At 42.8% G+C, this 24,157-nt stretch carries 26 protein-coding genes and 2 tRNA genes; 18 read left to right on the top strand and 10 right to left on the bottom strand.

What is annotated here, in order from left to right; translation table 11 throughout:
* Positions 1-17 precede the first annotated feature (17 nt).
* From K1X66_05915 to K1X66_05865, 11 genes are all read left to right on the top strand, one after another.
* Positions 18-455 carry a GxxExxY protein gene (locus K1X66_05915; GenBank protein ID MBX7157902.1) on the top strand — a complete coding sequence of 146 codons (438 nt, stop codon included), beginning with the start codon at positions 18-20 and terminating at the stop codon, positions 453-455.
* Positions 439-1,128, top strand: a complete 690-nt coding sequence (locus K1X66_05910; protein MBX7157901.1) for a hypothetical protein — start codon at positions 439-441, stop codon at positions 1,126-1,128. The genes K1X66_05915 and K1X66_05910 overlap by 17 nt, the downstream gene beginning before the upstream one ends.
* 29 nt (positions 1,129-1,157) lie before the next feature.
* A complete protein-coding gene (locus K1X66_05905) occupies positions 1,158-1,658 on the top strand; it encodes a hypothetical protein (GenBank protein ID MBX7157900.1) in 501 nt (166 codons plus the stop codon).
* A gap of 114 nt (positions 1,659-1,772) precedes the next feature.
* The gene (locus K1X66_05900; GenBank protein ID MBX7157899.1) at positions 1,773-2,435 is read left to right on the top strand and encodes a prepilin-type N-terminal cleavage/methylation domain-containing protein; all 663 of its coding nucleotides are present in this window, start codon (positions 1,773-1,775) and stop codon (positions 2,433-2,435) included.
* A 5-nt stretch (positions 2,436-2,440) separates the two neighbouring features.
* Positions 2,441-2,917 (top strand): Verru_Chthon cassette protein B, encoded by a 477-nt coding sequence (gene vccB, locus K1X66_05895; protein ID MBX7157898.1) that lies wholly within the window; start codon positions 2,441-2,443, stop codon positions 2,915-2,917.
* Positions 2,914-3,675, top strand: coding sequence for a prepilin-type N-terminal cleavage/methylation domain-containing protein (locus tag K1X66_05890; protein ID MBX7157897.1), 762 nt, complete (start codon positions 2,914-2,916; stop codon positions 3,673-3,675). Before vccB ends, K1X66_05890 begins: the two co-directional genes overlap by 4 nt.
* Before the next feature lie 63 nt (positions 3,676-3,738).
* Complete coding sequence (locus K1X66_05885; protein MBX7157896.1) at positions 3,739-4,068, top strand: type II toxin-antitoxin system prevent-host-death family antitoxin; 330 nt, start codon at positions 3,739-3,741, stop codon at positions 4,066-4,068.
* Complete coding sequence (locus K1X66_05880) at positions 4,058-4,471, top strand: PIN domain-containing protein (GenBank protein MBX7157895.1); 414 nt, start codon at positions 4,058-4,060, stop codon at positions 4,469-4,471. The genes K1X66_05885 and K1X66_05880 overlap by 11 nt, the downstream gene beginning before the upstream one ends.
* 2 nt (positions 4,472-4,473) lie before the next feature.
* On the top strand, positions 4,474-6,855 hold the full coding sequence (locus tag K1X66_05875) for a hypothetical protein (GenBank protein MBX7157894.1): 2,382 nt from the start codon (positions 4,474-4,476) through the stop codon (positions 6,853-6,855).
* Positions 6,852-7,388, top strand: a complete 537-nt coding sequence (locus K1X66_05870) for a hypothetical protein (protein MBX7157893.1) — start codon at positions 6,852-6,854, stop codon at positions 7,386-7,388. The genes K1X66_05875 and K1X66_05870 overlap by 4 nt, the downstream gene beginning before the upstream one ends.
* Before the next feature lie 45 nt (positions 7,389-7,433).
* A tRNA-Ser gene (locus K1X66_05865) sits at positions 7,434-7,521 on the top strand.
* A 14-nt stretch (positions 7,522-7,535) separates the two neighbouring features.
* On the opposite strand, the gene K1X66_05860 is transcribed toward K1X66_05865, so the two are convergent.
* Genes K1X66_05860 through K1X66_05820 form a run of 9 tightly spaced genes read right to left on the bottom strand, consistent with a single transcriptional unit; the run spans position 7,536 to position 14,717 of the window.
* Positions 7,536-8,273: a type III pantothenate kinase gene (locus K1X66_05860; protein ID MBX7157892.1), complete on the bottom strand. Its 738-nt coding sequence runs from the start codon at positions 8,271-8,273 to the stop codon at positions 7,536-7,538.
* Positions 8,270-9,235: a biotin--[acetyl-CoA-carboxylase] ligase gene (locus K1X66_05855; protein MBX7157891.1), complete on the bottom strand. Its 966-nt coding sequence runs from the start codon at positions 9,233-9,235 to the stop codon at positions 8,270-8,272. The genes K1X66_05860 and K1X66_05855 overlap by 4 nt, the downstream gene beginning before the upstream one ends.
* The gene (gene nadC, locus K1X66_05850) at positions 9,232-10,065 is read right to left on the bottom strand and encodes a carboxylating nicotinate-nucleotide diphosphorylase (GenBank protein MBX7157890.1); all 834 of its coding nucleotides are present in this window, start codon (positions 10,063-10,065) and stop codon (positions 9,232-9,234) included. Before nadC ends, K1X66_05855 begins: the two co-directional genes overlap by 4 nt.
* Positions 10,062-11,825, bottom strand: a complete 1,764-nt coding sequence (gene ptsP / locus K1X66_05845) for a phosphoenolpyruvate--protein phosphotransferase (GenBank protein MBX7157889.1) — start codon at positions 11,823-11,825, stop codon at positions 10,062-10,064. Before ptsP ends, nadC begins: the two co-directional genes overlap by 4 nt.
* Positions 11,826-11,836: 11 nt before the next feature.
* The gene (locus K1X66_05840) at positions 11,837-12,130 is read right to left on the bottom strand and encodes an HPr family phosphocarrier protein (protein ID MBX7157888.1); all 294 of its coding nucleotides are present in this window, start codon (positions 12,128-12,130) and stop codon (positions 11,837-11,839) included.
* Positions 12,127-13,074, bottom strand: coding sequence for an HPr(Ser) kinase/phosphatase (gene hprK, locus K1X66_05835; protein MBX7157887.1), 948 nt, complete (start codon positions 13,072-13,074; stop codon positions 12,127-12,129). The genes K1X66_05840 and hprK overlap by 4 nt, the downstream gene beginning before the upstream one ends.
* 21 nt (positions 13,075-13,095) lie before the next feature.
* A complete protein-coding gene (gene lptB / locus K1X66_05830) occupies positions 13,096-13,818 on the bottom strand; it encodes an LPS export ABC transporter ATP-binding protein (protein MBX7157886.1) in 723 nt (240 codons plus the stop codon).
* A gap of 4 nt (positions 13,819-13,822) precedes the next feature.
* Positions 13,823-14,356, bottom strand: a complete 534-nt coding sequence (gene lptA, locus K1X66_05825; GenBank protein MBX7157885.1) for a lipopolysaccharide transport periplasmic protein LptA — start codon at positions 14,354-14,356, stop codon at positions 13,823-13,825.
* Position 14,357: 1 nt separating this feature from the next.
* Positions 14,358-14,717 (bottom strand): hypothetical protein, encoded by a 360-nt coding sequence (locus K1X66_05820; GenBank protein ID MBX7157884.1) that lies wholly within the window; start codon positions 14,715-14,717, stop codon positions 14,358-14,360.
* 246 nt (positions 14,718-14,963) lie between these two features.
* Between K1X66_05820 and recG the strand changes: the two genes are divergently transcribed.
* From recG to K1X66_05795, 5 genes are all read left to right on the top strand, one after another.
* A complete protein-coding gene (recG, locus tag K1X66_05815) occupies positions 14,964-17,039 on the top strand; it encodes an ATP-dependent DNA helicase RecG (protein MBX7157883.1) in 2,076 nt (691 codons plus the stop codon).
* An 87-nt stretch (positions 17,040-17,126) separates the two neighbouring features.
* Positions 17,127-17,198: transfer RNA gene (locus K1X66_05810), tRNA-Met, on the top strand.
* Positions 17,199-17,278: 80 nt separating this feature from the next.
* Positions 17,279-18,064: a 5'-methylthioadenosine/S-adenosylhomocysteine nucleosidase gene (locus tag K1X66_05805; protein MBX7157882.1), complete on the top strand. Its 786-nt coding sequence runs from the start codon at positions 17,279-17,281 to the stop codon at positions 18,062-18,064.
* A gap of 32 nt (positions 18,065-18,096) precedes the next feature.
* On the top strand, positions 18,097-18,585 hold the full coding sequence (locus K1X66_05800; protein ID MBX7157881.1) for a rhodanese-like domain-containing protein: 489 nt from the start codon (positions 18,097-18,099) through the stop codon (positions 18,583-18,585).
* Positions 18,552-19,031 carry a DoxX family protein gene (locus K1X66_05795; protein ID MBX7157880.1) on the top strand — a complete coding sequence of 160 codons (480 nt, stop codon included), beginning with the start codon at positions 18,552-18,554 and terminating at the stop codon, positions 19,029-19,031. The genes K1X66_05800 and K1X66_05795 overlap by 34 nt, the downstream gene beginning before the upstream one ends.
* Here the strand turns inward: K1X66_05795 and K1X66_05790 are convergent.
* Positions 19,012-20,262, bottom strand: a complete 1,251-nt coding sequence (locus K1X66_05790; GenBank protein ID MBX7157879.1) for a hypothetical protein — start codon at positions 20,260-20,262, stop codon at positions 19,012-19,014. The genes K1X66_05795 and K1X66_05790 overlap by 20 nt on opposite strands.
* 237 nt (positions 20,263-20,499) lie before the next feature.
* Between K1X66_05790 and K1X66_05785 the strand changes: the two genes are divergently transcribed.
* On the top strand, positions 20,500-21,891 hold the full coding sequence (locus K1X66_05785; protein ID MBX7157878.1) for a hypothetical protein: 1,392 nt from the start codon (positions 20,500-20,502) through the stop codon (positions 21,889-21,891).
* A gap of 373 nt (positions 21,892-22,264) precedes the next feature.
* The gene (locus tag K1X66_05780) at positions 22,265-24,037 is read left to right on the top strand and encodes an amino acid permease (protein MBX7157877.1); all 1,773 of its coding nucleotides are present in this window, start codon (positions 22,265-22,267) and stop codon (positions 24,035-24,037) included.
* Positions 24,038-24,157: the final 120 nt, after the last annotated feature.

The raw sequence follows: 24,157 nt of genomic DNA, 5'->3' as shown, positions 1-24,157 counted from the left end.
TGAGGATGCAGAGAGAAATGAATTTAAATGAACTAACGCAAAAAATCTTGGGTGCGGCTATGAAAGTTCATTCTGCTCTTGGTCCTGGGTTATTAGAAAGTGCTTATGAAAAGTGTTTGCTCTACGAATTACATCAATGTGACTTAAATGTCATGACGCAGATTCCTTTGCCAATTGTCTATAAAAGTATAAAGATCGATGCGGCCTATCGCATTGATCTTCTCGTGGAAAACAAAGTGATTGTTGAAGTTAAATGTGTCAATGAGTTATTGCCTATTCATAAAGCCCAGTTGCTAACTTATTTAAAATTAAGTCAAATTTCTGTTGGATTGCTTTTAAATTTTCATGTAACTCGTTTGAAAGAGGGAATTTTACGGGTTGTTAATGAATTAAACGAAGAACCTCTGCGACCCTCAGCGTTCTCTGCGGTTAAATCTTATGAAATCATACTTTAAATTTTTGTTTTTTAGTTTGTTGTTGAGTGCAAGTTTAGCTTGTGCCGATGAATATATTGTGGTCAGCGGGGGGCCAGCGTTAAGAAAATGGGAAAAAGAGCGCAATCCAACACATGATGTTTATTGGGGGAATTTTATTAAAAGTGCTGGAATTCGTTTGCAACAAATTCAACAGGAAAAAGGTGCTGATGATTTACTGACCTGGGTGGTTTATCGACCTTCTTATCAACGACGTTCTGTAGAAGAAGGACAAGATTTAATTGGGCAGGTGGAAGCGAAAGCTCAGGAGTTGGGAGTGCGATTGATGTGGTTTGATGAGGCGGAAACTTTGATTCGTTATTTGAATGAAGGGCAAGATCGTCATCAGCAACCGATTCAGTCTTTGGATTTTTTTGGGCATAGTAATAAAGCGAATTGGATGTTTGATTATAGTAATGAAATTGATGCGTGTTCTGTGGTGTTTTTGCACACGCGAGATTTGAGTGAGTTAAAGCGAGGCATTTTTGCGCGAGATGCGAAGACTCAAAGCTGGGGTTGTCATTCGGGTGAATATTATTCTCAAAAATTTCGAGAGACGACGGGTGTGAAGATGGTGGGAGCGATTGGAAAGACCGATTATTCTTCAGGAGCTTTGCCATTTTTATCAAGTAAAAATGGAAAGTGGACGAATTAACTTAACCACAGAGTAATTAAGAGGAAAAAATGAAAAACTTTTTTTTAATTTTTGGGATGTCATTATTTGTCGTGGGTTGTGCTACGGTGCCTGATTCGCCGGATAGGCCGGATATTACCGCGGCTGAGTTAAATGCGAATCCTCCGGAGTATTGGTTAGGGCAACGTGTTTATTACACAAATTTACAGGTTTGGGGATGGGTCAAGCGTCCCGAAGAGTCTTGGGATGATGCGCGTTTAGTTCTTTTAAAAGAGGATAAATGTTTGGCACCACATCGAAGTCTTGGCAATCGCACAGCAGATCAAAATTTTCAATATCGGTTGTATGGTCGCTATTGGCAACATAAGGGCTATGAACCAGTGATGAATAAGTTGTTAGACGTTTTCGAGTTAGAGCATTATGAGTCGTTAGGACAACATGGCCCTCTCGATTTGCGTTTGCCTGTTGTCATGATTCCGCCAGCAGGGAATCGCTCTCATTCGCGCCCTTCGAATGACACCCATCGTCGAGATTACGAAGATATTTATTAAGCGCTTAGCTGTTAGCTGCTGGCTAAAACCATTTCTTTCCTGATTTACAAAGTATATACAAAATTTTACTTGTCTTTTTGCAAAAAATTGCGATCTTAATAAGAGATGAAGAACCTGAAGCAGCAACTGGGTTTCACGTTGATTGAGTTAATGGCTGTGATTGCCATTATCGCATTGTTGAGCGCTATCTCGCTGCCGGCTTTAAAAAGTGTGACAACCGTTTCAGGAAAAAAGGGGGCCATCTCGACTTTATTAAGTGGTTTTTCGCAAGCACGATCTTTGGCAATTTCACAAGGGCGACCGGTTTATATGGTTTTTGCGGACGCTTCTGCGCCAGAAAAATATCGTCACCGTTCGTTTGCGATTTATCAACAAACCGATGATGGAAAGAGTAATATTGTTGCTGTGTCGCGTTGGAATTTTTTGCCGGAAGGCACAGCGTTGCGAAATGATTCGCAATCCTTTTTTGGTTCGACACAAACGCTTAACTTTCCTGTGCCACGCGATTTTTCCGGCGGAGGTTCTATTAATTTAAAATATGTTCAATTTGATGAAATGGGAGCTGTCAGCACACCTACGGATTCCAATCAATTAGCTTTCTATGTGTTTGAAGGGTTTGTGGGCGAGGATGGTAATGAGATTTTTACTTCGAAAGCGGGACAGGTCGCGGAGCAGAGTAGAGAAGCGATTTATTTCGATGAAATTCGTGTTTCGCCTTACACTGGGTTGGCGCATTGGACACCACCGGAAAGTGTTGAAGCGGGAGCGAATCGCTAATTTTTATGAAAATAAAATGCTTTCCTTTGAAGAAAAAATTTTCCGCCTTTTCGCTCGTGGAAGTCGTGGCGGCGGTGGGAGTGGTGGCGATTGGAATTATCGCTATTTTAGGTTTGTTGCCTTCTGGCCTTAACTCGAGTCGTGACACAGCTAACGAAACTCGCGCTGCATTGATGGCCCAATCGATTTATTCGACTTTGCGCTCTCAACCATTTGATAAGGTGGAATTATTTGGAGAAGATGTGAATCTGTCTTCTCAAAATGGACCTTTGCAACTTTATAGCGATATCAATGGCAACATCACTAATGTGGAAAGCGCGGAAAGCGTTTTTTTTCTCAATTTAGATTTTAACAATAGTCCAACCAATTTTCCGACGAGCAATCCTAGTCGGGTCAATCAAGTGGCTTTAACGGTGACTTGGCTGCCTACGAATAATGTCAGCGCTTTAAAATTTGTATCATTTGTGGGGGATTTGAAATGAAAAAAATAGCCTGCCTTCGATCGCGCAAAAAAGCTTTTACCTTGTTGGAATTGCTTATTTCCATGGCAGTTTTATCGCTATTAATGGCTTTGCTTTTTCAGATTTTTGAATTATCTATGCGCACTTGGCAAAATGCCGAGCAACGCACCGATGCCTTTCGCGAAGCGCGTGCGGCTTTGCATATTATTTCGCGTGACTTGCGTAATACATTACGAGGGAATTCGCAAGTAGCTACTTTAATATTGGGTGAGAGATCGCCATCGCCCACGCCTCCGAATCAAGAAATCTATGCTTTAACCACCGTGAAGAATAACGGGGGTAAAAGTGATGTTTGTGCAGTAGGATTTTATTGTTATTGGGACGATTCTCGAGGCGCTTTTATGTTGAAACGCTACTTCCGCAATAGCGATGACACTTTTCCTCTTTTGGGTAATCCCTCTCAACTTTTTCAACCCGCACCGGCCAATCGCGATAACGCTACAGATAGTACCCTAGCCGCCTACGTGTGGGATTTTCAAGTCACAGCGCTCGACACAAACGGTGCCGTAATGAATTATCCCCTTACCGTTAAAACGAATTTGCCAGCTTCCGTGCAAGTCGAATTCAAAGCCCTTAATGCCCAAGCTACCCGGAAAATTAAAGCGCAGGGGATTGATCCTAATGGATGGTTTGAAAAGGGTTCGGAAATGTATCGCAATAGCATCCAACCTTACGTGCAACAATTTACAACGAGGATTCCATTGATAGGCCCGGAGTGAAGTGAATATGAAAAATTTACGATTAAATTTGATTGAGTTAAACTTTAAGTTTAACTTTAACTTATGAAAAAGAGATCGATCAAATATAAAGCCGTGAAAAAAGCGCCCATGTTATTGCGTGAAACCGCAGTAGAAAAAGAGATGCAGGTGCCTACCATTACTATGCTTGATTTACGGCATAATGCGGAAACCATTGTAAAGAAGGTGGAAAATGGCCAAAGCATGATTTTGACCTATCGCGGACGTCCAGCAGTGCGATTGGAGCCTGCTTTGCCTCACGTCAAAAAATCCGCTGAAAAGAGTGTTGATTTTGTTAAGAGTCTATTTGCTATGTCTGTGAGTATGGGGCCGATGACTAATGAAGAAATGGATCGTTTGATTTATGAATATTGAGATATTTGTCGACACAAGCGGGTGGATGGCGATTCTTAATGATGATGATTTGGCTCATGAATCGGCTCAAGACTGGTTAACCCAAATGTCTCCCTTAAATTTTAGTATGATTACGACAGATTATATCATTGATGAAACAGTGACCCTATTTCGATCTCGCCGTTATTCTTACTTAATAGCGCCTTTTTTTAAAAAAATATTTTCCGGCAATCCCGTGCAAATCGAATGGATTAATGAAAACCGTTTTTTCCAAGCGCGCGATTTTTTGTTTAAACACGAAGACAAAGATTATTCCTTCACCGACTGCACCAGCTTTGTTGTCATGCGAGAATTGAGATTAACCCAAGCCCTGGCCAGTGATCGCCACTTCAAACAAGCCGGCTTCAAACCTTTGTTATGTTAACCATGAAAACAAAATCCAACCCAACCTACCGCAGAAAAAAAACGGAGCAAAAAGGTTTTGCCCTCATTAGCGTGTTGCTTCTACTCGTGGTTTTAACCGTCAGCGTCACTGCTTTCCTCACCAACATGCGCATCGAACGCATCGCAGCGAGGAATATTGTGAATGTGACGCAAGCGCAAATGGCGGCAGAAGCTGGATTAGCTGAAGCTATGATTAAATTGACAGATGGATTAACTAATTATCATTATGTAACTGTAGATGAAGTTGACACTTCAAATACTAACTACCACAAGCCTTATCTATTAAAATTTCGCTATGGAACTACAAATGTAGTGGGAAGCAACTACATGTATACAGCATTGGGAAACGCAACTAATATTATTCAAGTAGCTGATGGAGTTGTAAGAGATGTTGGTTACACGTCATTATATGCTGGTGGTAATACCAATATGGAATTTCGTTATGGTTATTGGATCGATGAAGCAAACTCCAAACAAAATGCTTTAGTTGCTCAAGGTAAACCCAGAGAGTATTTAACTAATTTAAATGAATTCTCGCTCTTAAGAAAAAATGGATCATTATTTTCTCAAGCTGAACTTTTAGCAATTTCGAGTGCATCAAATTTTTTGTTAACCCCGAGTAGTATTAATCAAGTGGCTCCTGCTCAGGAAAAGGCTAATGAATATGATTATACTTTGAAATCGTATGCAAGTTATTTGACTCCCGAGGGAGGGAAGCAGATAAATATTAAAAAATTGGCTCAATATATCGATTCTTTGTCTATGAGCCAAGCTTTAGGTAATCCTCGTGCAGCATTAATTGATCAATTATTAGATGGGGTACAATCTGAAGAATGGGGTAGTGGTGATTTTTCTTATTTAAAGAAAAAGTATGGAATGGTTAAAGGGCGCCAAATTTTAGCTAATATTATAGATTATTTAGATTCTGATGTTATACCAACCACAGATAACGACCAAAATCCGAGTTATTTGGGTATAGAAGCTAAATTGGTAAATGGTGGGTTGCAGGGACACCCTTTTATTAATTTCGTGGGGACTGGAATGATTCTCAATATGGGTTCTGGTAATAATGCGGGTAAAATTAATTCTACCCGTGTAGTTTCAACATTGGGACTGGTTTATCCTTGGACGGCAAATTCTTTGGAATGGAACGTAAATTATAGCGTTGAAATATCAATTAAAGTTACCGGGAGTGCCTCTGGAGGCTCTTATGGAGATGATGCTTCGAATTATTTTTTAAAGGATTTGAATGAAAAGTTAACAGACATGCCACCAGGGTTTCCTAAGTTCTTTGTCCCATTTAGTGGGTGGAGTTTTCCTCAGCCTACATCTGGTTCCGCTAATTACGCTAATTTTAAAAGTTTTTTTCAACAAGGGAATAGTCAGGCTGTAAATTTTAATGATTTAAAATTTGAAATAGAAAAAGTCAGGCTGCTATACACTAGTACCTCTGGAATTTCAGGTTATGTTCAGATTTTGGATAGCCTTTCGGAACAACCAATTCCTGCGGAACCCCCTGAATTTATTTCACAAGGTCAATCACCGGGTTCTAGAATTTTTAAATATACGGAGAAGCCAAATAAATTAGAATATCATCTTAACAACGATCCAAGGCTAAATTATCTTTCTCAAAATTGGATTCAAAGTAAGACTGCTGAAGTGGGGACGACAACACCTGATCCTTTGACACCAATTGATTTTTCAGTCGCAATGGAAGCTGGAGATGGCATTCAAGGTGTATCTCCTAATCATCGTTGGTATGCAAATGAAAATGCCGCCAATCATTTTTATGTGGCTAGCACTAATTTTCAATCCCTTGCTGACATGGGCTATATTTTCTCTGGCGATCCTTGGAAAACTTTAAAAGTTTTTGGAGGTGAGCAAACTCCTGATTCTAATTCAGATGCTCCAATTTTAAACTATTTTCATACTGGATTGATTGATGAAATTAACGTTAATAGCCAACCTATGATAGACGGATTTATCAATGTTAATACTGCTAAAAATTTGACTTTTGAACAACTTTTTTATGGTGCTTCAAATATTGGTAATCAATACACTTACTTTGCTGATTTATTAACAAAAACTACTAGTAAGCCCTTTATTAATATAGGAAATATTTTAACTGTTCCTGGAATGAAGAATTCAGAAAAATATGATTTTCGTAAAGAGGATTTTATGCGTTTTATTGCTAATGCTTTAACTTTAAGGTCACAAAACTTTACCATTTACAGTGCAGGTGAAATAAAAAGGAAAAATACTGATCGTGCTTTATCAAAAGCATTGTTAAAGGCAGATATAGAAATAAGATTTAATCAACAAAATCAACCAGAAATTCATATAACTAGAAAAACATTTTTATGAAAAAAATTATTTATTGTATTTTTCTTTTAATAAATTGTTCAAGTATCATTTTTGCTCAAGTTGATACTAATGCCCCACCAGCCGTAAAAATGACAAAATTTAACATCGAAACAGAAGCGGCACAGGGAGGTGGAGGTAAGTGGTCTAAGTTAATTACTACTTTTTCTTCACTACCTGAATGGGCCGATGGATTAGTATTTAATTATGAAGTGCTTGTTCAGGTAGAGGATCGATTCCGAGTGTTAACGGGATTAGTTCGTTATGCCAATGTTCCGAAAGGAATTAATGAGGCTGTTTTATATCTTAGTCCTTCAGCAACTAAACGATTTGGTATTCCTGTAGCCGTAACAGTAGGAGCTTTTTATAATGATCAAGAGGTAGATGTTTTTAAATGGAGCTCTGGCACAAAAATTCCTGATGGATGGAATTTAAAGTATAATACATACAATGGTGTTTTATTAAATATTATGTATACTCCTTGGATTGCTAGTGATTACGGTAGATATCCCGATTTAATGGCAATGCAGCGTTAAATTTTTTCCCTTCATAATTTATCATATGTTTTAAATTTGAATTAAGGATGGGTGGCAGAGTGGTTGAATGCACCGGTCTTGAAAACCGGCGTCCAGTAATCCTGGACCGTGAGTTCGAATCTCACCCCATCCGCGTAGAGGATCAATTTAGCCCCAAATTTTTTGAGCTACGATAGCGAGACCTTTCAAAGTGAGTTGAGGGTCGATATGGGTGAGGAGGTGTTGGCGTTTTAATTTTTGCGCAAGAAGTTTGGCATCGCCGCCGGTAGCAATCATATGAATTTTTTTTCGAGTTTTCATTTCCTTGCGGATGGCTTGGAGAATGGCTTGAATGAGCCCTGGATAGCCGATCATGGCGCCGATTTGCATGGCTTCTTTTGTACTTTGTCCAATCGCGCGAGAAGGAGGGGAAAGTTGAATGGTAGGCAAGAGTGCAGTTTTTTCGTGAAGGTAATTGGTTAAGGCTTGAATGCCGGGAGCAATGACCCCACCGAGATAAGTATTGCGGGCGTCGATGACGTCGAAAGTGACGGCGGTGCCAAAATCGATGACAATGGCAGGCGCTAATTTTTGAGCAGCTACGGCAACGGTGTTTGCGAGACGATCGGCGCCAATGTGTTGGGGTTGTGGGTAATCAATTGCGATGTCGAGTGGACTTTTATGGGATAGAAAATGGGTGTGAGGGAAAGCGCTAGCAAAATGGTGATTTATTTTAGGAACTACGGAACTAATCATTGCATGGGAAGTTTTTAGTTTTTGGGCAAGTGTTTTACATGTTTTCCGATTCCATTGAGAGGTGGGGAGGCGATAAATTTTTTTAAGGTCTACCGTGTATTTGGTAAACGTGTTGCTGATGTCGATGAGAAGAGGAGAAAAAGATTTCACGTGTTAATGATTTCGCCAGAATTAACCCATTGCAAGTAGCCGTTGTTATCGCGAATCATGAGGCAACCATCTTCCGCAATGGTTTCTGCGCGGCCTTCGATTTTTCCTGTAGCGGTTTGGACGATGACATCGCGTTTTAAGGTCAAGCAACGCTCTTGCCATAAAGTTTGGCTCTCTTCAAAATTACCGGTGTAGAGTCTAGAAAATTGGGTGAGAATAGCGCCGGCAATTTCGGCGCGAATCCAGTGTTGTCCGGTGGCTTGCGATAAGGAAGTGGCGAGAGGTTTTATATTTTCTGAAAAGTTTTCTAGAGTGTGGTTGATGTTGAGACCGATACCAATCACCGCGGAATAGATTTGGTTGCCGTTGACTTTGGTTTCGGTAAGGATGCCTCCTAATTTTTTGTCACGAAGAAAAATATCATTAGGCCATTTGATTTGAAATTTTTCGTTGCTTAGTTTTTCCAATCCTTTAACCACAGCAGCAGCGGCGATAACGGTTAAACGATTGGTCCAAGCGATGCTCCAGTAAGGTCTGAGAAGTAATGAAAACCAGAGTCCCACACCGGCTTGGGATTCCCAAACGCGCTGTAAGCGACCGCGACCTTGAGTTTGGGATTCGGCGAAAAGAGCAAGACCTTCTTTTTCACTTTGTTCAATAAGTTGATTGACGCGATCATTGGTCGATGTGGTTTCGCGATAGACGAGGCAACGCCAAGGAATGGCAATGTTTTCTGGCAGGTAAGATTCTATATTTTCGGCGATAAGTAGGTCTGGGGAATGGAGTAAACGATAGCCATAAAAAGGTTCTTCGACGATGGGAAAGCCGCCTTGTTGTAAGGCGTGGATTTCTTGACGCACCATTTCAGGCGAGAGAGCAAGTTGATGAGCTAGGGAGTCTTCATGCCATGTTTGAGTGGGTGAAGAGCGCAGTTGACGAAGAATGAGAGAAGCCGGTTTCATAATATTTCCATCGAAAAATCGATCGCTTTAACAGAGTGAGTTAAGGCTCCTACAGAAATAAAATCAACGCCCGTTTCGGCAATGGCGCGAACTGTTTCTAGAGTGATGCCTCCCGAAGCTTCGGTTTGGCAGCGACCGGCAATTTGTTTAACAGCTTCGTGTAAAATTTTTATTGGCATGTTATCTAGTAAAATGATGTCAATGGGCAAGGTTGTAAAATGAGCGACTTGTTCTAGCGTTTCTGCTTCCATTTCAATTTTTATTTCAGGATTTTGTTTTCGAATTTGCTGAATGATAGATTTTAAATCCGATTTTCCATTTTTCAAAGCCGCGAGATGATTGTCTTTTACTAATACTTGATCATACAAACCGAAGCGATGGTTGCAGCCTCCGCCATGTTTTACGGCGGCTTTTGCCAGATGACGCCAACCGGGAAGGGTTTTGCGTGTGTCGAGAATTTTGGCGCGTGTGCCCGCAATTTTTTCCACGTAACGACGGGTTAGAGTAGCGATTCCGGAAAGATGCTGTAAAAAATTGAGTAAGGTTCGCTCTGCAGCAAGTAGAGCATGAAGCGAACCGCTGATTTGTAGAATGGTTTGGCCTGGTTCCAAAGAGTCGCCATCGTTTCGAAACCATTGAGCATGAGCATTCAAATGGAATTGACGCAATACCTCATTTGCCGGTTCTGAACCAGAGAGGATAGCTGATTCTTTAGTGAAAATGCGAGCTTGGCCTTGTCTCGTTTTAGGAATAAAAAAAGCGGTGGTGATATCCTCACTCGAACCTAAATCTTCTGCAATGGCAGTTTTTACCAAATCTGTGCAGTTCATTCGAATAGTTCAGGGAATCGAGCTCGACCCAGTTCATCAAGACGGTTGATGATTTCGCTGGAAGAGGTGAGTTGTAAAAGTTCATGGGCCAATGTTTTCATTTCTTCGTAAGAGATGGATTGGATCACGCGTTTGACACGAGGCACTTGGGCGGCGCCTGAGCTTAATTCGTCTACGCCTAAGCCAACAAGCAGTGGAACAAGAATAAAATCGCCAGCCATTTCACCGCAGAGGCCGCACCAAATTGAGTTTTCGTGAGCGGCTTGTATGATTTGTCGAATCAATCGTAAAACACCAGGATGTGTAGGTTCGTAGAGATGTGCCAAGCGTTCATTACCCCGATCAATAGCGATGGAGTATTGGATGAGGTCGTTGGTTCCGATACTGAAGAAATTGACTTCCTTGGCGAGAATATCAGCAATCAGAGCGGCGGAAGGGGTTTCGACCATGATGCCAAGCTCAATTTTTTCATCAAAAGGAATGCCTTGTTGGCGAAGTTTCTCTTTTTCTTCTTCGATGAGAGTTTTGGCTTGGAGCACTTCCGACAAACCGGAAACCATCGGCAGCATGATTTTTACATTTTTTTCAGTGCTGGCGCGTAGCATGGCGCGAAGTTGCGTGCGAAATAAATCGGGGTGCGCGAGACAAAAACGAATGGCGCGAACGCCCAAAAAAGGATTTTGATCTTCTTCAAAGTAGTCGCCCATTAATTTATCGCCGCCAATATCCAAAGTGCGCAAGATGATGGGGTAGGGTTTTACAGATTGGGCAGCTTGAAGGTAAGATTGGTATTGCGTTTCTTCGTCGGGTAAATGATCGGATTGAGTAAAAAGAAATTCGGATCGAAATAGGCCAATGCCTTCTGCGCCGCTTTCCAAGATGTCAGGTAAATCCTCTAAGATTTCAATGTTTGCGGAAAGCATGATATGTCGATTATCGAGCGTGACGGCTTTAGTTTCGCGAAGTTGCTCGAGATTTTGCACGACGGCTTCGTGTCGTGATTCCAAGGCGCCGAATTGGGCGATAGTTTCAGGGGAAGGATTAATGACTAAGACGCCATGAGTGCCATCGAGTAAAGCGAACATGCCGCTTTCCAAGGTGATTGGAGATTCTTGTAAGCCGACAATGGCAGGAATATCCATGGATCGAGCCATAATGGCCGCGTGAGAAGTTTTGCTACCGATGTAGGTCACGAAACCCATGACTTTGTCGCGTGGTAATTGAGCGGTTTCAGAAGGGGTAAGGTCGTAGGCGACGATAATGCAAGGTTCTTTAATAGCATGAATAAGTGAACCGTGATTGCCAGTAAGATTCTGAAAAACGCGACGCGAAACATCACGCACATCCGCCGCGCGTTCGCAAAGGTAAGAATCTTTTAAAGATTCCAAAGCTTCGGTGTAATGTTGAATGACATGATGATAGACAGCTTCGACGTTGAGTTTTTTTAAGGCTAATTGTTTGTGAGTGGCGCCTAAGAGGGTGGCATCTTCCAAGACGAGAAGATGCGCCTCAAAAATTTCAGCATCTTTTTCGCCTAAATTTTCGCGCACTTCTTTTTGGATATCGATAAGTTGATGCTTAGTTTTTTCTATGGCGTTGTTGAATCGAGCAATTTCATCAGTAATTTGATTTTCTTCAATAGAGTAACGCGGAATGGTAATATCATCGAAGTCGATGATAAGAAGACGCGCTTGAGCTAAGCCGGGTGAAGCGGCTAGACCTGTTACGCGAAATTCAGCTGAGGAGTTCGCGTGGGCCATAATTTTTCATCCTAATCTTCGTCGAATTTATTGATGATGAGTTGTTCAAGTTCATCTAAAGCATCTTGGGCTGCTTGTCCCAAGGCTGTTACCCGAATTTTTGAACCGCAACCTGCTGCCAACATCATGAGGCCCATGATGCTTTTGCCGTTGACTTCTTCGCCATCTTTTTCGACTAAAATATCGCAAGGGAATCGGTTTGCTGTTTTAACGAACATGGCGGCGGGTCGAGCATGCACGCCGAGTTTGTTAAGAATAGTAAATTCGCGAGCGGTCTTTTTTTCTGTGGAGGAGGTTTTGTTCATGAGGCTGGATTCGGTTTCATTAAAGCTAACAATTTTTCATTAAAGTCAACAGCAGCATTTTTTCCAATACTTTTTAATTTGGCGTCGAGTGCGGCAACTTCAATAAGTCGGGCTACGTCTCTACCAGTTTTCACCGGTATTATGACATGTGGCAAGCGAATGCCAAGAATTTCGTAATATTTTTGATCGAGACCGGTGCGGTCAATTTCATCAACCTCGTCCCACTCGGTTAATGTGGTGACAAAGTCGATGCGTTTTTCATAACGAATGCTGCCGACGCCAAAAGTTGTGCCGACATCAATGATGCCAAGGCCGCGAATTTCCATGTGATAACGGGTGAGATCCGAGGCGGTTCCAATTAATTCGCGTCCTTCAAAGCAGCGAATTTTGCAAATATCATCAGCGACGAGGCTGTAACCGCGTTCGATTAATCCCAAAACGGCTTCACTTTTTCCCACGCCACTTTTTCCACGAATTAAGACCCCAATGCCTTGAATATCGACCATGCTACCGTGTTCGCTGGTAGTGGGAGCAAAGTCGAGTTCTAGAAGAATAGTGGTTGCATTGGATAGGCGCATGGTGATTTGTGGGGAGACAAAAACGGGAATTCCATGGCGTTCGGCTTCTTGTAGAAAGATGCGTGGGGGCTTTAGTTTTCTAGCGAAAATGACGCAGGGGACTTCACTTTGAAAAAACGTTTTAACGCTAGAGCGTTGTTGGCTTGCAGGTAAGTGGTTGAGATAAGAGGTTTCGTGTTTGCCAATAATTTGGATGCGGTTTCTAGCAAAATAACGATAGAAACCGGCAAAGGCTAATCCCGGGCGATTAACGGAGCCTTCTTTGATATAGCGAGCAAGCCCAGCTTCGCCCGCAACAAGTTGCAGTTGTAAGGCGCGACCATGATTTTTGAAAAATTGGGCGACCGTGATCTTGCGTCGTTTCATGTCGGTTAGGGGTTATCCATTTTATAGTGAAAAACGAGGTCCTAAATAAAGCTCTCGACTCATGGGATCGTTAATTAAAAATTGGCTGGTTCCTTCGCGTTCGACTTTTCCTTCACAAATTAAATAGGCTCTTTGGCAAACGGTTAACGTTTCGCGCACATTATGGTCGGTGATTAATATGCCTAAGCCTTTTTTTTGCAAATCTAGGATAATGTCTTGAACATCGTTGACGGCTTTGGGATCCACTCCACTGAAAGGTTCATCTAACAAAAGAAAAGTAGGGTGCGTGATTAAAGCGCGAGCGATTTCTAAACGGCGTCGCTCACCACCACTTAACGTGAAAGCTATGCTGCGACGCACATGATTTAAACCGAGTTCGGTTAAGAGGCGATCGCAGGTGTCTTTTCTTTCTTTGGCTGAAACATGTAAAGTTTCTGCAATGGCTTTCATATTGTCTTCAACGGAAAGTTTTCGAAAGACGGAGGGTTCTTGAGAAAGATAACCCATCCCCATTCTAGCGCGGCGATGCATGGGAATTTGGGTGATGTCTTTTCCTTTAAAATAAACTGATCCTCCGCTGGGAGCTACTAATCCTACAATCATGTAAAAACTAGTAGTTTTACCCGCTCCATTGGGACCGAGTAATCCTACAATTTCTCCTGAGTCTACGGAAATATCAACGTGATTAACGACCTTGCGTTCGTCGTAACTTTTTTGCAGATCTTTTGCTTGCAAGAGTGCCATAAAATTATTGGTTGGTATTGTTATCGGATTTAGGTTTAGGAAGAAAACTGGGGTCTGTGATGACGAGGGTGGTGCGTCCTTCTACTTGTGTTTTTTGTGTGTTTCGGAAAAAGGTGATGGTTTTGCCTTCCAAGGTTTTTCCTTCTTCATGAACTTTGGGATTTCCTGTTAAAACGATGCGTGCTTCTTTTACAAAATAATTGGCTTCTTGAGACTCAGCTTTTTTATTTTTTTGGTCGATGCGAACGTTGCCTCGAGCGTGAATGCGTTCGATGCTATTGGTGTTTTCTTGAAAATAAACCGTCATTTCGTCTGCTGTCATGCGAAATGTGGGATCTTTGACCTCTACATGCCCTTTAAAGAGCGCTTCATTTTTTTCTAAATTGGCATCCATCGTATCGGAAGTGACTTCTGTGACACCATTGGTGTTAGGTGGTGTGGATGGGGAAGAAGCGGCGTAGCAGGAAAAAAAGTAAACTGTTCCAAGCAACACGATGCTGGTGGCTAAACATAATCGAAATATTTTTAGTGTTTTCATGTTACTGTGTTAATCCCTGTTCCATGTTTTGAATAAGCATAACTACATTTGAAGCCATGCGACACTGATTATTTTTTAAATTCCATACCAGACCGGTTCCATTAATTTTTAAGTTGTCCCGATAAAAGTGCACGCGTTTTTTTGAGGTCAGAATTTCTGCTTTGCGATGAAAAATGCCACTTTCGGCTTCGAATTGAAAATGGGGTTTATGTTTTTCCAAGGTTTCATAGCGCATATCTTGTATTAGAATGCGTTCGGAATCCATAATCTTTGCGCTTTCTCCTGAGAGTTGGGCGATAGTTTCGCCTTTTTCATTAAAGCGAGGAATTTTAAATCCTTTGATCACTGAACCGGGTGTCATTAAACTTATGGCGCTGTCACTTTGAGATTGATAAATAAAACTAAATAGAACCAACAGCACAGAGCTGATATTCCAGAAACTTTTGCTTTGAAACTTCCCACGGAAATTAAGCCACCACAATTTACAACTTTTCATTTTTTTAACAGTATAACTCATTTTTTGATAAGAACCAAGGATATTGTCGTTGCGAAGTCGATTCATTTTTTTTAACGTTCAACCCTTCGCCGACAGCCCTCCTATCTGTATATGCCAATACGCCCTAGCTTTGACACACTTAACACGCCTTTGATTCAGTTGCCTTTTGTCGGTGCAACGCGTTCTGCGCTTTTTGAAGTATTGGATATTTTTACGGTAGAAGATCTTTTTTTTACTAAACCAAGGCGTTATGAGGATCGAAGGTCGCATGCAACTGAGGTAGCTAGTAAACCATGGGAAGATGGAGAATGGATTGCTATACCGGTTCGTTTTCAAAGTGTAAAAATGCGACGTTTGCGAGGGGGAAGATCAATTATTGAAGTTTCTGCGAAAACGTTGAGCTATTCTTCGATGGCTTTGCAATTGCGCTGGTTTAATGTTCCTTATTTAGCCAAGCAATGGGAAGGTAAAACTGTTGAGCTCTATGTTTTTGGCAAGTTGAAACAATCTCGAAATCGTTGGGTGCTGGATATGCCGGAGTGGGAACCGATCTATGATGATGCCGAGAGGCAAGTTCATATGGAGCGCATTGTGCCGATTTATGCTTTGACCCATGGTTTGTCGCAACGCGTTTATCGCAGTATTATTTTTCGTGCGTTGAAACAATTGGATTCGCAATATCAGGAATGGTTGCCCATGGCTCGAGAAGGGAGATCGTGGCAGGAAAATCTTTGGCAGCTTCATTTTCCCGAAAATTTTGTGCATGCCGAAAAAGCGCGAAAACGCTTAGCCTTTGACGAATTTTATGTTTGGCAAAGTCTTTTGGCGTTGCGTCGTCATAAGAATAAGGTGGCTTTGGGAAAAGCGATAGCCCCGAGTTCGCAGTTCATCCCCAAGTTTCTTACTGAACTTCAATTTACGCCGACTGTAGCACAGCAACGTGTGTTTTTAGAAATTAGTGCGGATTTGAATCGAGAACATCCCATGAATCGTTTGCTGCAAGGGGATGTGGGTTCTGGGAAAACTTTGGTGGCCATTCTTGCAATTTTGCAAGCGGTAGAGGCGGGATTTACTGCGGCATTCATGGCGCCTACGGATATTCTTGCGAATCAACATTTCTTAACCTTGCGTCGACTTTTGAAAGGAATGGGATTGACGATTGGTTTGATGACAGGAAATAAAAAAACGCAATCAGGCGATTTTTTTAAGCCGCAAATTTGGGTTGGAACGCATGCTTTATTTCAGGAAAAGGTGCGCTTGGAAAATCTGGGATTAATTGTGATTGATGAGCAACATAAATTTGGTGTGGAACAACGCGCTCGTTTGCGTGCGAAAGGAGAATCGCCGCATGTTCTGGTGATGACCGCGACGCCAATACCTCGCACGCTTGGCTTAACTGTGTATGGCGATCTGGATGTTTCGGTGATTGATGAGATGCCGAAAGGTCGTGGTAAAATGATCACAGCATTGCGATCAGAAGAGGCTTTGAAAAAAATTTGGGATTTTGTATGTGTGCAGTGTAAGCAGGGGCGACAAGTTTATATTGTTTATCCGGCGATTGAAGAGGGTGATGAGAAGGTTTTGAAAACGGTTAAAAAACAGGTCGAAACTTTGCAGAAACAATTAGCCCCTTATTCCGTAGTGGCATTGCATGGAAAATTGAAAGCTCAGGAAAAAGAATTGTTAATGGAGGAATTTCGGGAGGGTAAAATTTCGGTTTTAGTTGCTACGACTGTAATTGAGGTGGGCGTGGATGTGCCCAATGCTTCAGTGATGATTATTGAAAATGCGGAACGTTTTGGTTTAGCACAATTGCATCAACTCCGGGGTCGCATTGGACGCGGACCACACACGTCTTATTGTATTTTAGTGAGTCAGGCGAAAAATGCTGAAAGTTGGGAGCGATTAAAAATTTTGGAAGAGACCCAAGATGGTTTTAAAATTGCGGAAGCCGATTTGCAGTTACGAGGAGTAGGGGATGTTTTAGGAAAACGGCAAAGTGGGGTCGCTCCATTTCGATTAGGAAATTTGGTGACGGACTGGGATTTGATTCGTAAAGCGCAAACTTTTGCGCGTGAGACAGTGGAGCAGGATCCCCGGTTGAATAATTCAGAAAATAAAGAATTGAAACGGCGCATTAAAAATTTATTGCAAGGTCAACGTCGTAAATGGGTGGATCAGGCGTGAGGTAAGTGACTGGTGATTGGTAACTCGTAACTAGAATATAAAAATTTGTTTTACGCAGAAGGTTTATTATTCTAAGAAAAAACCAGAGCCAGGGTAGCTCAGTGGTAGAGCAGGGGACTCATAAGCCCTTGGTCGGGAGTTCAAATCTCCCCTCTGGCAGGTTTTTAAATAATGGCTTTCGAGAGTTGATGTCTTTTAGCTTAGCTTTACTCCTGCAGAAAATCGTTTAAAATCAAGGTGTGAAATTAGCGCTTATTCTAAGTGTTGGATTATTTTTAAGTTGGCGGATTTGGGCGGATGAGATTGCGGTGTTTTATGCTTTGGAACGGGATTGGGATCAAATCAAGGCGCAGGCTCAATCGGTAAACGGTGCGACTAAAGTGGGGAATCGATCGATTGAAACGGTGCGGCTGGGAGCGCATCAGGTTTACGGTGTGAAAATGGGTGCGGGGGTGGTGGAGAGCGCGATTTCTGCGCAGGCGTTGTTGAGTCGGTTTCGTTGCGATTTGGCGATTTCGTTGGGTCCGATTGGGGCGTTGTTGGACGATTTGAAGGTGGGGCAATGGTGTTTGGTGACGAATGTGGTGGCTTATCAAAAAGGGACTCAAACGGGTTCGGCATTTCAACGAGGCGAGCGAGCAGAGTTTGTTTTGCCTTTTCCGAGTTGGGTGAAAGAAATGGTTTTGGAAAATGAATTGAAAAAAATTACGGTGGCTTCGGGTGAAGCGTTTATTGCTTCGGAACGGTTTAGAAATGAGTTGCGTGATAGCACGCAAGCGCAAGCCGTGGATATGAATTTATTTGGTTTGTTGTCGGTGTTGGAGAGTTATGCTGTGCCACATGTTGCGTTGCGGGTGGTTAGTGACAAGGCGGATGATGCAGCGAGTGAAGATTTTAAAAAATTTGTTGAAAGATATAAGGGAGAAGGAGGGGATCGTGTGGTGCAGTTGATTACGAATTTGCCTCCGAATCCGAATTCGCCTGATTCTTATCCTTCTCTTAAGAAACTGTTAAATGCGAAGTAAGTTATGAAACGAGTTGGTAAGCTGATCATTGCATGGGAATAAGATTTTTTTTTAAAGATTGTTTTCAGGTTTTAATAATGGGGGCTGTTGCTTGCGGTTTAGGCTTTGCTTCGGTGCAAGTTGGAAAACGTTATTTTCCCCGATGGCATCAAGCGTTGGTTGAACCGATTCAGGAAAAAAAATCGTTGGTTCACGAAATCAGTTTAACAGAATTTTTGAAATTGATGACGGATCAAAACGTGGTGATTTTGGATGCGAGGGATAGTGGATTTTATCAAATGGGGCATGTGCCTGGTGCGTTAAATTTGGCGAGGCGTCAATTTGAGGAAGGTTGGAAAAGGTTAAATCTGAAAGTGTCAGATTTGGCGGAGCGGAAGGTTGTGGTTTATTGTTCTGGAGCGGACTGTGAGGATAGTCGGATTGTTGCGGAAAAGTTATTGGGACTAGGTGTGAATCAGGTTATGGTTTTTGCGGGGGGTTGGGAAATGTGGGAGAGGTCGGGGCAGGAGGTGGAGCGGTGAAGAATCGGGAATTTTGGTGTTCGAAAGCGCTACAAGTAGTACAATTTTTTTTGGGAGTTGTTTTTTTGTTGGCAGGTGTGATGAAATTGCAAGCGCCTTGGGATTTGGTGAAGGCAATGAAGGCTTATCATTTGTTACCGGAATTTTTATTGCCGGTGTTGGCGATGGGGTTGCTTATTTTTGAAGTTTTTACGGGTTTGTTATTGGTGATGGGGCGACGGGTTGGAGCTTTGGCAGCCAGTTTTTTATTGGTCATTTTTTTGGGGGCTTTGGGATCGGCTATTTATCGGGGAATTGCGATAGAATGCAGTTGTTTTGGCGCGCTCAATTTTTTAGGAAAAACAGCGCAAGGAATGGTGGTGCGCAATAGCTTGTTGTTAGCTATCGCGCTTGGGTATTATTGGGCTGAATGGAAAAAGAAGGTTTCTACTTTCGAATCAAATTAAATGTTCGTTTCACGGTGCTGGTGGTGTTGGTGTCGTTGATGACTGCGCGCACTTCCAAGCGAACTTCGCCACTGGGTAGGTTGGATGCGATGGTGGTGCGACCGCGAGCTACTTTACCTTTTTTACGAATTTTAACTTTTTCGAAGCTGATGAAAGGATTAGGAATGGCGCTGTTGGTTAAATTGGTGCCACTGACGACGGCGTATTCAATTTTTTTGATGGTGTTGGTGCCGGTGGTGTCTACGAATTTGGCTCGGGCTCGAACGCCACGTCTGGCACGTTTTTTATAAGTTTTTCCATCGTTTTTAGGGGCGCGAATTGAGATTTCCAAACCCAGCAGATTCGGGTCAATAAAATTTTCGACGGCTCCTGGATAAATGCTAAGGACGACATTGCCGAATTGCAGTGGTCCATTGCCATCGACGGTAATAAAGTAAGTTGTGTTAGCATCGGCTTGGAAGGATGCGATTTCGTTTAAGTTGGAGCTGGTGTTATTGGCGCGTAGTATTTGTGTGAGTGCGTTGAGTGAGTTGCCGGTGTAAACGCCTAAGAGAGAGTCAAAACCTGTGCCTTCTGTTGAGACGACATAAGAGCCGTTGGTGGGGGGCGACCATTGCCACCAGATTGAAGCGCTGCCGGGGGCGGTGGGTTGAAGTTGAGGTTCGCTCGATTCTTTGGAAGCGCCAAGGGTGGTGGCGTTTGTGGTAAGTGTGGGGCCGGAAAGGGGTTGAGCATTGGCAAAATCGTCATTAATCGGGCGTTGGGCAATTTGTAGTTTGATTTGGCCTTTATTACTTTTATCAGGGCCCGTGCCGGATACTGCGATTTGGACGGTTTGGCTATTGGTTAGATTAAGATGAAGATAGCTGCGTTTAACGATGTTAGTGCCACCTAAATTGGCATCATTATTCGAGGCTAAAGTAGTAAGCATGTTGACGGCGTTTCCTTCATAAAGCGCAAGCACGGTATCGAAATCGCTGCCTAGGGTTAAAAAAGCGTAATCGCCATTAGCAGGCGCTGTCCAGGTCCACCAGACGGAGTTGGTGGTGTCAGCGAGACCCGCATGTTGAGGTTCGCCGGCTTCGACAGTGGCGTCGGTGTTGGTTAGGAGTTGAGCCGTAACCGGAAGACCTACGAGCGGGATGCGGTTTGCAAAGTTGTCATTGATTGCGCTCCAGGTCGATTGGCAGAGGCCGATAAAAAGAAGTAAAAGGCTAATTTGGATTTTCATTATTTCTTTATTATATATTTTTTCCGGTTTGGAAATACGTCATTTGACGTAGTGAGAAGATATAAACTTTTGAGTGCTGCTAAATCCATCGGCTGACGGACGAGGATGACAAGGTTGGCATTTGGCATTTTCTGTAAGGGTGAGGATGACGGATGACAAGTTTGGTAGCGAGGGGGTATTTGACAAAATTTTTTTCTATGTTTAATTCTTAAAAAGAGGAAATTTAAGGAAATTATTATGGGTAAAGGTGGTAGCAAAAGTGGTTGGAGAAGAAAACTTGGTGATGCTTGGGATAGGATTAGCGGTTCGAAGCCTAGAGAGATAGAGATCCCACCCTTTGCTGCAGAGGAATTGGAAGAGGCTCATAAGCTAGCATACGAAGCGCATGACCAGATGACTCTGGCGAAACAAAGATTTCGAGCCGATTCTACTCCAGAAAATGAAAAAGCTTTCTTAGAAGCTAATCATGCTTGTGATGAAGCATATAAAGATCTTTATGGAATTCAAGAGGCTCAAGAAGCTTATAAAAAGGCACGATTCGCTAGGCTTGCGAGCCATGTTGATAAGCCTTATTATCACGCTGCTCGTTTAGCTCAGGCTGGACATGAATTTAATAGAGGAGTTAGGGGTTTTGATTTTTCCTACATTAAGGCTTTGGCGAGCATCAGAAAAAGAATGGATAATTATTTTGGTGATCCATCATCTTCGATTGCCCCAAAAGCCCCAAAAAAAATTCATTCATCTGAAGAAATTTATTTTTGGAACGATATTTTGAGTGATGTAGGAGGAATAATATCTGATAATAAAGGTTTCATTCATTCTATGAAAGAAATGAATAAGATATCTAAAGAAGCTTTGCATCATGCTAATGAGATTGCAGCATTAAATCCTAGTAAGGCTAGTCGTGAACTTGCTGCTGAAGCTAAAGCTTTGGCTGAGTATTTTGACGAATTTTTACAGGTTACTATTAATCAGAATGAGAAATTGGAAATTTTTTCACGTGTTCTATCAGAAGAGTTAGGCAATACCCAAATAAAGCCAAATACGGATAGACTTCGTCAAGCTTGGGACGATTATCGTGAGGCGGATGCATGTTTCTATAAGTTGTTGAATAGTCTCGAATCAAGATCTAGGAATTATCTGGCAAAATCTGAAAAGATTGTTGTGGTAAGCGGTGTGGCTTACGTGAGTCAGGTTTCTGAAGAGCCAGAGCCGTCTGGTCGAGAGCATCCTTTGGGAGCGGGTGTGGTGGCTAGAGAAGCGTTAAAGAGGGGGGCTGAATTAGGAGAGGCCGCTCTTGATGTGATTGATGTAGCTGATTGTGTGGAGACTGTAGGACTTTGTTATGCCATTAACCCGGCAGTAGATGCAGCAGTTGACCACGTGGTGTTGCCTGTAGCAGAGCATGTAGTTGCTCCTGTGGTTGTACCAGTAGTAAAAACAGGCATAGCAGCGGGTGGTAAGGTGGGAGAGATGGTAGCCCCGGCTGTTGGTAAAGGAGCTGAACTAGCCAATGAACATTTGGTCAGGCCAGCTGGCGATAAACTCCGCCAAGCTTTTCAAGAACCTGCTAGGATTGCTGGTGAAGCTGCTCAGACTAAGGGTTGGGGGATGCCTAGTCCTTGGTAAAAGATTGTCGGGAATAGGTAACTGCTGAACAATGGGAGCCCCGGTTAAGCTTTAATATAATTGTCTGAAGTCCCAAAGAGCGCTAAGCGCTATCCTAAAATGTCAACTACACTCCTCATCCCGCTTTGGTGACCCGGGGATCCAGAGAAATAAAGAATGGATTCTCGATCGAGTCGGGAATGACAATGGGGTGGGAATGTGGATTCTCGGATCGAGTTCGAGGATGATATGATATGATTGAATTGGGCGACTTTACCTAAATCAAACATCCCAGCTTTGTGCGTCATAGCTAAAGCTAAATCATTAAAGAAGTGTTATTATTCAAATTTCCTGTTTGAATTTTTGGTTAAATCTCTTTTAGAGTGGGGATGTAATGATGGAGTTAAATAAGGTAGGTCGTCCGCGCAACGTGGGTTGGGCACGGGCAGCTGCTTTGCTTTATGGGGATTGGGGGACGAGCAAGGCGTATGTGATTGGGATTGGGTTTGCGCTTCTGGGTTATACGGCGTTGCCTCATTTTTTAGCGGTAGCAGCTCTGACGGCGATTGTGGGGTTGAATTATGTTTGGATTTGCAAATATTTTCCTACAGGGGGTGGGGTTTATAGTTCAGCGCAGCGATTGTCGCAAAAGCTTGCAGTGATTGGGGCGTTGATGTTGGTGGCGGATTATATTATTACCGCGTCGTTGAGTTGTTTTGAGGCGTTTCATTATTTTGGATTTGAATCGTATGAGGCGCAGCGGTTTGCGACTTTGGCGATTTTTGGTGTCGGTTTTTTAAATTTTTTTGGGCCGAAGCATACTGGTGGAATTGCGATTTGGTTGGCGGCTCCGACGTTGTTTGTGGTTATTGTTTTGTTAGTTGCGGGTTTATTTCATTTGGATGAAATTCGAATTGAGCCGATGCAAGGGGGTGCTGGACACAATTGGGCGGCTTTTGTAGGTATTATTTTGGCTTTGTCAGGGGTGGAGGCGATTGCGAGCACGACGGGGGTGATGCGTTTAGATCCGGGCAGCACGCCGGAAAAACCTTCGGTGCATCGGACGTCGAAGGTGGCTATTACGATTGTTTTGGTTGAGGTGGCGGTGGCGACGGCTTTGTTGGGTTTTTTAGCGATGGCTTTGCCGAAAGAAGCGATGACGAAGGAAGCTAATTTGTTGCGTTATATGGGCGAGTTGTGGATAGGGCCTTGGTTTGGTTGGATTGTGGGTATTGTTTTTGGATTATTATTGTTATCGGCAGTCAATACAGCAATTGGTGGGTTGATCGCGATTTTATATTTGTTAGCGCATGATGGGGAGTTGCCTAAACCGTTTACGCAGTTGAATCGTTTCGGTGTGCCATGGGTGCCATTGATTGTGGCAATGGTGGCGCCGGTGATTGTTTTGGAGTCTGCGAGTCCTGATCAAGGAGTAAAGTATTTGGCTTCGTTGTATGCCATTGGTGTCGTGGGGGCAATTTGTATTAATTTATTTTCGTGTGGAGTGAATCGCAAATTGCCCATGAAACGGTGGGAGCGAGTGGTGATGTTGATGACGTTTTTGGTTTTGTTTGGGGTGTGGGTTACGATTGCTATAACCAAACATTCTGCCACGGTTTTTATGATTTTAGTTTTAAGTATGGGCTTTTTATTGCGTTATGTGGCCCGTAAACAGGGTGTCGAAGTTTCGGTGGAACCTCAGCCAGGATTGGAGTTAGGATTAAGTTCTTCTGAGGCTGAAAAAGAAGAAGCTACCCAAGTGATGGAAGGAGGAGCGAAGATTTTAGTGGCTGCACGTGGGATGACGCCGGCGGTGCAGTTTGCCTTGGATGAAGCCAAGTTACGGGGAGCCAGTTTGTTTGTGCTTTATATTAAGCAGGTGGCAGTGACGTTGGATATTGGCGGGCGTTGGCAGGATGACGCTTATGCCGTGTCGTTTTTTAATCAGGTAAAGGGGATTGGCAATGAGGTGGCGGTGCGAACGTTGTATAGTCAGAGCAGTAATCCTTCTGAGACGATTTTAGATGTGGCATCCACATTGGGAGTGGATTTTTTGGTGATGGGTAGTTCGAATCGCGCAGCAATTATTAATTTGATTCAAGGTAATGTCATTACGCAAGTCGCGCGCCATTTGCCGACGTCGATTAAGCTAATTGTCGTGGCTTAAAGGCGGTGACCTGGAGATCTAGTCTTAATACGTTTACCTTTTAGCTATTTCGTGACGATACTAAACACTATCTAGATTAGTTGGTGATTAATAGCCGATTACTTGTCACTGGTCACGAGT

Source organism: Verrucomicrobiia bacterium (assembly GCA_019694135.1).
Classification (GTDB): domain Bacteria; phylum Verrucomicrobiota; class Verrucomicrobiia; order JADLBR01; family JAIBCM01; genus JAIBCM01.
Note: the sequence above shows the minus strand (reverse complement) of the source record. Positions and strands in the feature narration are given on the sequence as shown.